This window comes from Rhizobium sp. ARZ01 (assembly GCF_014851675.1).
Classification (GTDB): domain Bacteria; phylum Pseudomonadota; class Alphaproteobacteria; order Rhizobiales; family Rhizobiaceae; genus Mycoplana.
On sequence record NZ_JACVAE010000002.1, the window covers coordinates 644,103 to 656,678 of the forward strand.

The 12,576-nt window shown below is 60.8% G+C and carries 15 protein-coding genes; 4 read left to right on the top strand and 11 right to left on the bottom strand.

The annotated features are described in order from the left end of the window. Positions 1-18 precede the first annotated feature (18 nt). The 4 genes from pheS to infC form a co-directional block, all read right to left on the bottom strand. Positions 19-1,104 carry a phenylalanine--tRNA ligase subunit alpha gene (gene pheS, locus IB238_RS17240; protein WP_192249531.1) on the bottom strand — a complete coding sequence of 362 codons (1,086 nt, stop codon included), beginning with the start codon at positions 1,102-1,104 and terminating at the stop codon, positions 19-21. Between the two features lie 95 nt (positions 1,105-1,199). Continuing rightward, positions 1,200-1,601, bottom strand: a complete 402-nt coding sequence (gene rplT / locus IB238_RS17245) for a 50S ribosomal protein L20 (protein ID WP_192249534.1) — start codon at positions 1,599-1,601, stop codon at positions 1,200-1,202. A gap of 40 nt (positions 1,602-1,641) precedes the next feature. Next, the gene (gene rpmI / locus IB238_RS17250; protein ID WP_108001508.1) at positions 1,642-1,845 is read right to left on the bottom strand and encodes a 50S ribosomal protein L35; all 204 of its coding nucleotides are present in this window, start codon (positions 1,843-1,845) and stop codon (positions 1,642-1,644) included. A 211-nt stretch (positions 1,846-2,056) separates the two neighbouring features. Then, positions 2,057-2,593 (bottom strand): translation initiation factor IF-3, encoded by a 537-nt coding sequence (infC, locus tag IB238_RS17255; protein WP_192249762.1) that lies wholly within the window; start codon positions 2,591-2,593, stop codon positions 2,057-2,059. A gap of 243 nt (positions 2,594-2,836) precedes the next feature. Between infC and IB238_RS17260 the strand changes: the two genes are divergently transcribed. Both IB238_RS17260 and IB238_RS17265 read left to right on the top strand, forming a co-directional pair. Continuing rightward, positions 2,837-3,655, top strand: coding sequence for an alpha/beta hydrolase (locus IB238_RS17260; protein ID WP_192249537.1), 819 nt, complete (start codon positions 2,837-2,839; stop codon positions 3,653-3,655). 110 nt (positions 3,656-3,765) lie between these two features. Next, positions 3,766-4,383, top strand: coding sequence for a transglutaminase-like cysteine peptidase (locus IB238_RS17265; protein ID WP_210333601.1), 618 nt, complete (start codon positions 3,766-3,768; stop codon positions 4,381-4,383). Between the two features lie 57 nt (positions 4,384-4,440). Here IB238_RS17265 and mbfA read toward each other — a convergent pair whose 3' ends face one another. From mbfA to IB238_RS17290, 5 genes are all read right to left on the bottom strand, one after another. Continuing rightward, on the bottom strand, positions 4,441-5,424 hold the full coding sequence (gene mbfA, locus IB238_RS17270; protein ID WP_192249540.1) for an iron exporter MbfA: 984 nt from the start codon (positions 5,422-5,424) through the stop codon (positions 4,441-4,443). An 88-nt stretch (positions 5,425-5,512) separates the two neighbouring features. Next, positions 5,513-6,307: a pyrroline-5-carboxylate reductase dimerization domain-containing protein gene (locus IB238_RS17275; RefSeq protein ID WP_192249542.1), complete on the bottom strand. Its 795-nt coding sequence runs from the start codon at positions 6,305-6,307 to the stop codon at positions 5,513-5,515. A 7-nt stretch (positions 6,308-6,314) separates the two neighbouring features. Then, positions 6,315-7,571: an aminopeptidase gene (locus IB238_RS17280; protein ID WP_192249545.1), complete on the bottom strand. Its 1,257-nt coding sequence runs from the start codon at positions 7,569-7,571 to the stop codon at positions 6,315-6,317. A gap of 79 nt (positions 7,572-7,650) precedes the next feature. Further along, complete coding sequence (locus IB238_RS17285; RefSeq protein WP_192249548.1) at positions 7,651-8,343, bottom strand: glutathione S-transferase family protein; 693 nt, start codon at positions 8,341-8,343, stop codon at positions 7,651-7,653. A 22-nt stretch (positions 8,344-8,365) separates the two neighbouring features. Continuing rightward, positions 8,366-8,791, bottom strand: a complete 426-nt coding sequence (locus IB238_RS17290) for a DoxX family protein (RefSeq protein ID WP_192249551.1) — start codon at positions 8,789-8,791, stop codon at positions 8,366-8,368. 78 nt (positions 8,792-8,869) lie between these two features. Between IB238_RS17290 and IB238_RS17295 the strand changes: the two genes are divergently transcribed. Further along, positions 8,870-9,313: a MarR family winged helix-turn-helix transcriptional regulator gene (locus tag IB238_RS17295; RefSeq protein ID WP_192249554.1), complete on the top strand. Its 444-nt coding sequence runs from the start codon at positions 8,870-8,872 to the stop codon at positions 9,311-9,313. 28 nt (positions 9,314-9,341) lie between these two features. On the opposite strand, the gene ybaK is transcribed toward IB238_RS17295, so the two are convergent. Next, entirely contained in the window at positions 9,342-9,815 is a 474-nt protein-coding gene (ybaK, locus tag IB238_RS17300) for a Cys-tRNA(Pro) deacylase (protein WP_192249557.1), read from the bottom strand. A 175-nt stretch (positions 9,816-9,990) separates the two neighbouring features. Continuing rightward, a complete protein-coding gene (locus IB238_RS17305) occupies positions 9,991-10,743 on the bottom strand; it encodes a response regulator transcription factor (protein ID WP_246723714.1) in 753 nt (250 codons plus the stop codon). A 473-nt stretch (positions 10,744-11,216) separates the two neighbouring features. On the opposite strand from IB238_RS17305, the gene IB238_RS17310 reads away from it, so the two are divergent. Continuing rightward, positions 11,217-12,527, top strand: coding sequence for a polysaccharide biosynthesis/export family protein (locus tag IB238_RS17310; protein WP_192249563.1), 1,311 nt, complete (start codon positions 11,217-11,219; stop codon positions 12,525-12,527). Positions 12,528-12,576 lie beyond the last annotated feature (49 nt).

The window sequence follows — 12,576 nt, forward strand, 5'->3', positions numbered from 1 at the left end:
GATCCTTACGCGCGCGACTTATGCACTGAGGCCGCCGAACAGGGTCGGCACGTCGAGCGGGCGGAAGCCGTAGTGGTTCATCCAGCGGACATCGGCGTTGAAGAAGTCGCGCAGGTCCGGCATGCCGTATTTCAGCATGGCGATGCGGTCGAGCCCCATGCCCCAGGCAAAGCCCTGGTAATCGTCCGGATCGAGCCCACCGGCCCGCAGCACGTTCGGATGCACCATGCCGCAGCCAAGGATCTCCATCCAGTCTGTGCCCTCACCGAACTTGACGATCGGGCCGGACGAGCGGTCGCACTGGATGTCGACCTCGAAGGACGGCTCGGTGAAGGGGAAGAAGGACGGGCGGAAGCGCATGGTGACGCTGTCGACCTCGAAAAAGGCCTTGCAGAACTCTTCCAGCACCCAGCGCATGTTGGCGACGTTCGCTTTTTTGTCGATCACCAGGCCCTCGACCTGATGGAACATCGGCGAGTGGGTCGCGTCCGAGTCCTGTCGGTAGGTTTTCCCGGGGATGATGATGCGGATCGGCGGCTTCTGCGCTTCCATCGTGCGAACCTGCACCGGCGAGGTGTGGGTGCGCAGCACCTTGCGCTCGCCGTTCTGATCCGGCGGGAAGAAGAAGGTATCGTGCATCTCGCGCGCCGGATGGCCTTCGGGGAAGTTCAGCGCGGTGAAGTTATAATAGTCGGTCTCGATATCCGGGCCTTCGGCGATGGAGAAGCCCATGTCGGCGAAGATCGCGGTGATCTCGTCGATGATCTGGCTGATCGGGTGGATGCGGCCACGCTCGGCGGGCGACTGGCGCACCGGCAGGCTGACATCGACCGTTTCGGCGGCGAGCCGGGCAGCGATCGCCGCATCGCGCAGTTCGCTCTTGCGGGCGGTGATCGCGTCCGTCAGTTCGTTCTTCAGCGCGTTGATCGCCGCACCGCGCGTCTGGCGCTCTTCCGGCGTCATGGTGCCAAGCGTCTTCAGCAGTTCGGAGACGGAGCCCTTCTTGCCGAGGGCGGCAACGCGCACGCCCTCGATGGCGGCTTCATCGCCAGCGGCCGCGACGTCCGCTAACAGGGTCTGTTTCAAGGTATCGAGATCGGACATCGTTCAAATCCATTGGCTCAAAGAAAAACCCGCGCCAGCCCTGCCAGCGCGGGTTTCCCAACTTCTATGGTCAAAAGGCTTGGGAAGCGCTGGTCTTAACGAACCACGCTTTCAAACTCATTCTTCGTGCCGTCCTTGAGGTAGGCGAGTGCCTTCTTGGACGCTTCGACGAGGGCGCCGAATGCTGCCGGCTCATGGATCGCCATGTCGGACAGAACCTTGCGGTCGACTTCGATGCCGGCCTTGTTCAGACCGTCGATGAAGCGGCCGTAGGTCAGGCCGAATTCGCGGACGGCGGCGTTGATGCGCTGGATCCACAGAGCGCGGAAGTTGCGCTTGTTCACCTTGCGGTCGCGGTAGGCGTACTGCTTGGAACGGTCAACCGCGGCCTTGGCGGCGCGGATGGTGTTCTTGCGGCGGCCGTAGAAGCCCTTGGCTGCCTTGAGCGTCTTCTTGTGCTTGGCGTGCGAGGTAACGCCGCGTTTTACACGTGCCATGTCATGATCTCCTTAACGTATCCAAAGTGCCTTAAAAGTCTCAGAGACCGTTCGGCAGGTAGTTCTTGATGACTTTCTTGCCATCGGCTTCGGCCAGAACCATGGTTCCGCGCGCGTCGCGAATGAACTTGTTGGTACGCTTGATCATGCCGTGGCGCTTGCCGGCGGCAGCTGCAACGACCTTGCCTGTCGCGGTGATCTTGAACCGCTTCTTGGCAGACGACTTCGTCTTCATCTTGGGCATTTTGCTACTCCATTCTTTTTTGAATTCGAGACGGCTGACGAGGCGCGTCTCCAGCGTAAAGAACGGCCACGGCATGCCCTGCCGGACCGTTCGGACGGGGGCTTTTAACCGAACTGCCCCGAAAGCGCAACCGGATTCCTGAAATCTGCGGCGGTCGCGCAAAAAGCAAAAAGCCGCCTTGAGGGCGGCTCATGCAATCGGTGCCGCTCCATCACTTCGGAGCGAGCACCATCATCATCTGGCGACCTTCAAGCTTGGGCTCGGCTTCGACCTTGGCGATACCCACGGTATCTTCCTTGACCTGCAGCAAGAGCTTCATGCCAAGTTCCTGGTGGGCCATCTCGCGGCCGCGGAATTTCAGGGTCACCTTGACCTTGTCGCCTTCTTCGAAGAAGCGGTTCATCGCCTTCATCTTCACGTCGTAGTCATGCGTGTCGATGTTCGGGCGCATCTTGATTTCCTTGACCTCGACGATCTTCTGCTTCTTGCGCGCCTCTGCCGCCTTCTTCTGATTGGCGTATTTCAGCTTGCCGAGATCGAGAATCTTGCACACCGGAGGATCGGTGTTCGGGGAAATCTCCACGAGATCCAGGCCGGCGTCTTCCGCCATGCGAAGGGCCTGATCGGTGGGAACAATGCCGTGGTTCGTGCCTTCGGCATCAATGAGCTGAACCCGGGGTATCCGGATTTCTCGGTTTGAACGCGGGCCGTCCTTGACCGGTGCGTCCGCTTTGAAGGGTCTGCGAATGGTCGTATTCTCCTCGAATCGTTTCGGATAGAGATTGCGGTTTTCGGAAGGTAATCCTCACCGCCGCGTCGCGCACCAGCGCTCATCGCGGCAATGTGTTGATCACCGAGGCGATGTCAATAGCACGCCGCGGGGAAAAAATCACCATCTGTCCTGCCTGGCGCGAAATCGTGTAAATCGAGGGCCAAAGAGGCCGCCGGGGCGCCCGTATTCACGCGCAACACGACAAATCAGGAGCATGGCATGAACCAAAATGGAACCAACGAATCTATCGATCGGCTGACGGTGGGAGCAGGCGCGGAAGGTCGCGACCTCGCAATGCAGCTACTGCAGGAGAGAGACGGCAATACACAGCCGCATATCATCTGGCTCGGCGGCTATCGCTCGGACATGACCGGCACAAAGGCCGTCGAACTGGCTCGGTTTGCGGCACGCCTGGGCACAGGCTGCATCCGCTTTGACTATTCCGGACACGGAGCCTCGGGCGGCGCCTTTGTCGACGGCACGATTTCCCGTTGGCTCGAAGAAACGCTTGCCGTCCTCGAGTACGCCCGAACCAGACTGGGGACGCAACGCCTCCTCGTCGTCGGCTCGTCCATGGGCGGATGGCTAGCCCTTCGGCTGGCGCAGGAACTGCGACAACGCGGCCGGGAGAACGACCTCGCCGGCATGGTGCTGATCGCGCCCGCCCCGGATTTCACCAGCGAATTGATCGAGCCCAATCTGACGGAAGCCGAGCGCACATCACTTGCCGAGCGCGGCTTCTTCGAGGAGCCGACGCCCTATGGGCCCGATCCGAACATCTATACCCTGAAACTGATCGAGGACGGGCGACGTAACCGCGTGCTCGATGGCGTGATCAACACAGGCTGCCCGATCCACGTGCTGCAGGGCATGGAGGACCCCGACGTGCCCTACACGCATTCAATCCGGTTGATGGAGCATCTTTCCTGCGACGACGCGGTGCTGACGCTCGTCCGCGACGGCGATCACCGCCTGTCGCGTCAAGAGGACATCGAAAAGTTGCTCGAGGCGGTCAAACACCTGCTGGATGCGTCATGAACAGCACGCGATGCGGCGCATCTTAACCATGTTGTCGCATTGCTAATTATCGTGATTGACTTCTCGCCCCCCAAAAATTTACGTTTTGTTAACGATTGAAGGGGACACCCATGGCGCGAATGATTGGTGCTAAGGCTATTTTTGTGGCGTTCACAGCCTTGTTCGTATCGTCTTCCGCCGCCTTCACCGCTCCTGCTTCCGCCCTGGCGATGCGCACGGGCGGCGTCACTTCCCAGCCGATCGGCCACTACGAATTCTGCCAGACGCACCGTTCGGAATGCGCGGCCGGACAACGCGATCCGGGCGCAGCAAAGGTAACATCCTTCGGCTGGAAGATGATCCGCGAGATCAACGACACGGTGAATCGCGACATCACGCCGATGACCGACAAGGAGTTGTTCGGCGCGGACGAGCACTGGGCCTTCCCCGATCTGGCGGGCGATTGTGAAGATTTCGTCCTTCTGAAGCGCCGCAAACTGATCGAGCAGGGTTTCGCACCCGCCGACCTCCTCATCACCGTTGTGCGCAAGCCTGATGGCGAAGGGCATGCAGTCCTTACCATGCGCACGACGGAGGGGGACTTCATTCTCGACAATCTTGAAAACGAGGTGAAGCGCTGGACCGAGACACCCTATCGCTACCTGAAGCGCCAGGCGTCGTTCCATCCAGGTCGCTGGGTCTCGATCGAGAACGGCGATGCTGTCATGGTGTCGTCGGTCGACAAGTAAGCCCACACACTGCCTAGCAAAGTTCGAGGCGACCGGATTCCGGTCGCCTTTTTTGTCTTACGCGTTGCCGATCAGGACGCCGCAGGCGAAGACCAGGCTGCCGCCAAGCACGACCTGGAACGCCGCACGCCAGAACGGTGTTTCCATGAAGCGGTTCTGGATGAAGGCGATCGTCCATAGCTCCACGAAGACGACGACTGCGGCAATGGCAGTCGCGAGCCAGAAATGCGGGATCAGATAGGGCAGCGCGTGGCCGAGGCCGCCAATCGCCGTCATGATACCGGAGGCGAAGCCGCGTTTAACCGGCGAGCCGCGCCCGGAGAGTTTCCCGTCGTCGTGCGCCGCTTCCGTGAACCCCATCGAGATGCCGGCGCCAACCGAAGCCGAAAGCCCCACCAGAAAGGTCTGCCAGGTGTCCTGCGTAGCGAAGGCCGCCGCAAAGATCGGCGCGAGCGTCGAAACGGAGCCGTCCATCAGCCCGGCCAGGCCAGGTTGTACATAGGTCAGGATGAACTGGCGCCGCTCGACCTGCGCCTCCTCTACCAGCGCAGCCTTGCCCTCCTCACTTTCCTCGATAAAGCGCGCCTTGGTTTCGTGGCTCTTTTCCGCAAGCGCCAGATCGCCAAGCAGCTTGCGCGTCGGCGCGTCCGTCGCGCGTGCCGCAGCTTCGAGATAGAAGCGGTGCGCCGCCTCCTCCATCGCCTTTACATTTGCGCGCACCATCTCGACCGGCATCCTGGCGACCAGCCAGTCGGGCTTACGCTTGGGGAAATCTCTTATGTACTCGCGCCGGACCAGGGGAATGCTGTCGCCGAAACGCTTCACGTGCATGTCGATCAGCAACCGCCGGTGCTCATTTTCCTCCTTGGCCATGGCGACCAGCATGTTTGCCGTATGCGGAGAGGCCTGACGCAGACCCTCGGCGTAAGCAAGGTATATGCGCCCGTCGTCCTCCTCCGCCGATATGGCGAGGGCCAGGATTTCCTGTTCGCTGAGAGATTCGAGACTGCGCTTGCTTGGACCAAAAAGACGAGAGATCATTGCGAAACCATTTTTAGAATAATTCTAAAAATAGGCTCCACTTATGGTCCGGTCAACCCAGCCTGCGCCATTTCCCTTTCGACTTTCGTCAGGATGACGAAGAGCCCTTTGCCACGCGCCGCCGCGCTGCAGAAAGCCCCTTGAAGATCGGCGCAGCCACATCGGACTCGATCATCGCAGTCAGGCCGGCAGCAGTCGTTCCCTGATATTCCAGGAAGACATCGACGAGACCTGCGGGCGTCGTCTCCGACTGGGCCATCAATACGCCAGCGCCGAGAAAAAGCTGGCGCACTGCTGCGTCTGCCACGTCAGGGTCGATGCCGGCACCAATCGCATGGCGGATCATTGCATCGGCAAAGAGCGCCGGGAAAGCAGGCCCCGAACCGGTCAGTGCGGTGAAATAGTCCAACTGCGTTTCGTCGGTGATCCCGTGTGCCCGGCCGGACGCGGAGAAGAAGCGGAAGACGAAATCCAATTCGTGGTCGGGCACATTGTCGGTGGCAAACCACGGCGTGAACGAGAGCCGCTGTTCGGCGCAGGCGTTCGGCATGGCGCGTACGATCCGCCTGGCGCCGAAATTACGTGCCAGCGCCTCTGCCGTAACGCCGGCGACGACGGAAACGAGGAGCTTGTCGGTGAGGTCGAGCGTGATGTCGGCAAGATCATGCGGACGAACGCAGAGCATGACGACGTCGGACTCCGCGACAAGCTCGGCGTTGTCCGTTGTCATGCGGACGCGCGGCCAGACATCGAAACCGGACACGTCACCGGAGCGGGATGAGAGTATCAGGCGCTCCGGGCGTACGATGCCGCCGGCAAGCGCGGGGCGCAGCAACGCCCCTGCAAGCCAGCCACCGCCACCAACGACACCGACCGTCGCCATGGACACCTCAGGCCCACTCGCCGGCGCGCATCACCGGCGTGCGGCCACCATCGGCCCTGACGCCGTCGATGTCGATCTGGCCCGAGCCGATCATCCAGTCGATATGGATGAGGCTCGAATTGCCGCCTTGCGCCGTGATCTGCTCCGGCGCCAGATTTGCGCCGTCGACGAAGCACTTGGAATAGCACTGGCCGAGGGCGATGTGGCAGGCGGCATTCTCGTCGAAGAGGGTATTGTAGAACAGAAGCCCGCTCGCCGAGATCGGTGAGGAATGCGGCACCAGCGCCACCTCGCCGAGACGGCGCGCGCCCTCATCCGTATCCAGCACCTTGTTGAGCACCGCCTCGCCCTTCGAGGCGTGCGCTTCGACGATGCGGCCACTCTCGAAGCGGACGCGGATGTCGTCGATCAGCGTGCCCTGGTGCGAAAGCGGCTTGGTGCTTGCGACGAAACCTTCCACCCGCAGCGCATGCGGCGTCGTGAAGACCTCCTCGGTCGGGATGTTCGGATTGCAGGTGACGTTATTCTTGGCGACCGAGGCGCCGCCATGCCATTCGTGGCCGTCGGCCAGGCCCACGGTCAGATCAGTGCCCGGCCCCCTGAAATGCAGGGCCGAAAAGCGTTCGCCGTTCAGCCAGGCCGAGCGACTGCGCAGGTTGGTGTTGTGCGCTTCCCAGGCGCCGACCGGATCTGCAACGTCCACGCGAGAGGCGGCGAAGATCGCATTGGCGAGTTTTTCGACCGCCACGTCTTCTGGATCGTTCGGGAAGACCAGTTTGGCCCAGGACGGGTTCGGATAGGAAACGATGTTCCAGTTGATGTCGAAATTGGCGATCTTCTCCAGCGCCGGCTTGTAGGCCATGGAGTTTGCCTTGTTGGCGCGCGCCACCTTCGACGGGTCCTCGCCGGACAGGAGCATCGGATTGTCGCCTGCGATTGCAAGACGCGCGGCTCCGTTGGCATAGGCTTTCGCCATGCCCTCGTAGAGCCAATCGGTCGCCCGGTCGAAGCTCTCTTCCGGCGCGTGGCGGTAGCGTGCCAGGGTCGCCTCTTCGTCGGCATAGAAGGTGCTGACGAGGCCTGCGCCGGAAATGTAGGCATGCTTGGTAATGAGGCGAGCCAGCGGAAGGGCGGCGATCGGGGCCGTGATCACCAGGTCCTGCCCCTTTTGCAACTGAAGCCCAACCTTCACGGCCACCTCAGCGAGCTTTTCAAGCTTGACTGGATCGACCGGGGCGATTGCGTTACGAAGCGGTGCGTTCATCGGCTTTCCTGCTGTCTTCGATTGCGGTGCCCTCTTTTAGGACGGTTTTGCGCAAAACAGAAGATCGGCCGTGAACGCTTCACGCGGCGATGGAGCCACCCTTCAGCATGATGGCATTGTGCTTCCTCAAAAAATCCATGAGCCGTTCGGGATAATCCGCCGTCACGGCGCTCCTGACGCTCGCCCGAGCCGCGAGACTTCTGCGCCACGCAGGCACGCGCATCAATCCGTCGAATACGCCGTGATCGGCGATCGTGTCGAAGACGTCGAAATACCGGAAGATCGGCGCAAAGACGGCATCAACTAAGCTGAAGTCCACGCCGCCGAAGAATGGGCCACCATCGTGCAACTCCGCTTCGATCTGGACGAATTTTGAGGCGAGTGCCTGACGCTTTGCGGCAAAGGTCTGTGTGTCAATGGTCGTCTCGAACACCCAGATGTCGGCAAGGAGGTTGGAGCCGAACTCCATCCAGCCGCGGTGACGTGCCCGGACAAACGGATCGGTCGGATGCATCCGCGGCCCCGGCAGCACCTCCTCCAGAAATTCGCAGATCGCCGCGCTTTCGAAGAGCACCTGCCGCCCGTTACTGTCATCGATGCGAAGAAGCGGAACCTTGCCGAGCGGGGATACGCCGAGGAACCAGTCAGGTTTGGCCGAAAGATCGATATAAATGCGCTCGAAGCCAACTCCTTTCTCTTCAAGTGCAATCGCTGCGCGCTGAACGTAGGGGCAGAGATGGTGGCTGACGAGAGTGAACGTGCGTTCAGTCATCATATGGTCTCCTTGAAGGCGGTCAGTGTACAGGGGCGGTCGCGAGCGGACGTGACGGCCGCAAGGCGAGGGCACCGTCGCCGAGCAGCGCCTGCGCAAACGAAACAGCGATGAGGAAGAGCGGATACTCCCAACCGCCGCTTGGCGCGGTAAAGACCCAGCCGTTAGCGCCGTGCGCCCAAATGATCGCCCCCAGCAGCGCGGGTACCAGCGCAAGGGCGACGTAACGTGTGTGGATGCCGACCACCAGCATCACGCCCCCGACAGCTTCCGCTGCGAAGGTGAGATAGGCCAGCCAAGCTGGCAGACCAATTGAGACGAAATAGCCAGCCGTGCCATCGAGCCCGTAGGTCAGAAGTTTCAAAAGGATGCTGTGCGCCAGATACATGGCTCCAAGGCTCACGCGCAGCAGAGCCGTGCCGTAGGCGGTAAGTGATTGCTGGTGCATATCGCCGTCTCCGATTGATAGATGCATCTGCATATAACTCCGCTTGCGCGCGGCGTCAAGATAGATGTAATTGCATTTATGTCGAAGAGAACAAACCTTCCTTCTGCCGAAGTCACTCGTGCCTGGATCAACTTGATGCGAGCGCAGCGAAGTCTGCTCACGGCCATTGAGAACGACCTGCGATCCGCGGGCCAGCCGCCACTTGGCTGGTACGACGTCCTTTGGGAGCTTGACCGCGCCGGAGATGGGCGACTGCGCCCCTATGAGATCGAAGAACGCACGCTGCTCGCGCAATACAATCTCTCCCGCCTAATTGACCGGCTTGAAAGGGAGGGTTTGGTCAAACGGGAAACGTTCGATCAGGATGGCCGCGGCCGATGGGTGGTGATCACCGAAAAGGGCCGTTCCGTCCGCGCAGCAATGTGGGACATCTACGGCCGATCCATACAGGCACACATCGGCGAGAGGCTTGGAGAAGATAAGGCCGCAATGCTCGCAGCGCTGCTTTCACGGCTCACTTGACGGATAATTGGGCCCGGTCGGCTGGCGCTCAGGCCACCACGGACGCTGCCACCGCCTTCAGTGTATTGCGCGCATCTACCGGCGAGAGCCGCACCTGCAGGCCACGCTGGCCGCCGTTGATGTAGACGGCTGCGTGCGCCAGGGCCTGCTCCTCGAGCACAGTCGGCACCGCTTTGCGCTGCCCGAAGGGGCTGATGCCTCCGACATGATAGCCTGTCAGCCGCTCCGCATCGGCCGGCTTCATCATGCTTGCCGTTTTACCGCGGAAAGCGGCCGCGAGTTTCTTCATGCTCACCTCGCGGTCAGACGGCACGATCACACAGACCGGCCTACCGTCGACTTCCGCCATCAATGTCTTGAGAACGCGGCCCGGCGTTTCCCCCAGTGCCACCGCAGCCTGCATCCCCACCTTTTCCGCCGAGGGATCGTAGTCATAGGCATGGACGGTGAATGACACACCGGCCTTGGCCAGTGCTTGCGTTGCGCGCGTTGTCTTGGACATGTCGGGGCCGTGGAACTCTGCTCGTTGAACAGTCTATGGGTGCAGGAACAACCCGGCACTTGTCAATTGAGCCCCGAGGCACCTTGTCGGACCATCGCTACGGCAAGAGCCGGTTGGCGCCGGGCCGGTCAACAATGCTCGACCAGACCTGACCTGCCTGGACACCGGACGACCCTCAATCAATTCGTGCTCCACCATATTGGGTGTTGCGAAACCGTGCGGCCGCTTCGGTCCTGTTATGAACACCCAGCTTGCGAATGATGTTGTGAAGATGAATTTTCACCGTATTTTCGGACAGGCCGAATGCCGCAGCGATCAGTTTGTTTTGCAGCCCGCGGGAAACCATTTCGAGGATCTGCAATTCCCGGGCCGTCAGCTCCGCCCGGTTGCCTTCAGTCTTTCGGTGCAGCTGCCGCGAACCATAGTGCCCTAGGATTGGCAAACCGGGATCACCCGTTCTCGTATGGATGATCGATCCCGGGGGCAGGTACTCGCCGCCGCACAACATCAGTCGGACAATCGACAGCCAGACATCCAGGCGAAGGTCCATCGGCAAGACACTTCGGACAAGCGGTGAATCGACGACCGCTGAAAGCGACGTGGTCTGAAGCTTGTCATTCGGCTCGATGACCGCGGTCAGGGCATTCGGGTGAACGCGCGTCAATATCGCGGACGCTGCTTCAGCCTCCCTCATCAAGGCGATGTCGACAAGGATCAAGGCAACGGGATGAGAAAAGGTCCGGCACGCGGCATTGACCTGTTCGAGTTGCTCGACAACAACCCAGGGAAATTCCCGTTCGACGGCATCGATGAGGCGGTTCGATACACTTCCAGTGTTGGTCAGGATCAGCATCACACGCTGCGGCTCAGGTCCTCCCCTGACACCAACCGCGCCAACCCCTGCCTCGGCGTAATCGTTCCCGTCCAAAAGCACCATATCCTTCACCCGCGGCTCGATCGACCGGCAATCGTCACTACCGGTAGAGCGGGCGCACCTGCGCACCACTCGCAGAACCTTACCGCACGCTAGGAATGACCGCGACGGCGCAAAAGGGCTGAACCATGGATCGAAGGGCAATGCGCGTGGGCGTGCCGGGCAAAGCGCTTCATCCAAACGAACTAGGAAATGACGGCACCTATCCACCAACTATGGAACCAGGAGCAGAATTTCGTACACCTTTGCCATTCGATCACGATCCGGCGACTGGCCGGATCAGTGAAGAACCGGCCTGGGCAAGTTGGCCATAACCCGCTTCACCAATATTGATGAGGCTGAAGCACGCCCCTTCCCCTTCTCAACATTTCAATAATTTGCACACTTAGGCTGCTGTGGACGCAAGTCGGGCAGGTATTCTGTTTTCCGGCGATGCGCCATCCGACAATCGAAGGTTGGAGATCCCGATGCAGGCTAGTTTCCAGGATCACAATCGCTCCCTTGGAACCGTGTTCGTGCTGCTGGCAACGCTTGTCTTAGGCGGGGTCGGCGCTCCTGCAGTTGCCGAAGCTGGCAAACTCGTTCCACAGACGAGAATACGCCTCAGTGTCGTCCAATGGATGCCGACCAAAGGCATCTACGAAAAATGGGAGGCACTCGGCGGGGAGTATACAGTTGCCGAGGACGGCACAGTGTCGCTGCCGGTTCTGGGAACGGTTTCCATCGGCGATCTCGATGAATCGGCGTTGGCCGCGAAAGTCGCCGATCAACTAAAGGCCAAGATCGGGTTGGTCGAGCGGCCGGATACATCGGTCGCCATCATCGAGTATCCGCCGGTTTATGTGGTGGGCGACGTGACGACGCCGGGGGAATATAAGTTCCGCGAGGGTCTGACTGCGCTTCAGGCGTTGGCCCTGGCCGGCGGAACCTACCGTCAGGTCGACGTTTCCGGCCTGGGGCAGGCGGAGGTCGTCGGCGATCTGCGCGAACTCGATGACCAGATCCTGCGCAGCACCATTAGATTGGCCCGGCTTGAGGCCGAGATGGCCGGCGCCAACGACTTCCGGTTCGATCCACCGCCAGACGATGACGGTGCGTTGGCGGCAACGATCTACAATCAGGAAAAGCAGATCTTTGCCGCACGTGCTGCCGCCAACGAACGGCAATCGCGGTCTTACTCCGCGTTGCGCGAGCTGATGAACCGCGAGATCGACACGCTGGAAAAGAAGATCGCCAACAACGATGAAGACATCAGTTCGGTCCGCAAGGAACTCTCCACGATCAAGCCCATGGTGGAAAAAGGCGTAATCCTGCCGACCCGACAGGTGGACCTGGAGCGAACGCTCAGAGGCTACCGGGCATCGAGGCTCGACATGGTCACCGCGATCATGAGGGCGCAACAAAACATTTCCGAGGCGACTCGCAATCTTGAAGGACTAACCGACAACCGACGCGTCGACGTCACGGCCCAGATCCAGTCGGAAAGGGGCTCGATGAAACAACTGCAGGTGCGGCGCGACACTCGGCAGAAGCGATTGCTCGACATGCTCGGCGGCGATGCGACCTTGCCATCCACGGTGACATCTCCCGCCTTCAGCATCTCGCGGCAGATTGAAGGCAAGACCGAGGAGTTCGCTGCATCAGAAACAACGGCCCTGAAGCCGGGCGACGTCGTCCGTGTCTTGCGGACACGTTCTGTAAGCGCCCCCTCCCAGAGCTCGGGCATGCCCGTCGACAAAGCCGCGGAAGGGACCCAGCCGGGACAGGTCAGCCAATGACGATATTGGAAGGCAAACCAACTGATCGGAGCAGGCACAGGGGGCGGTC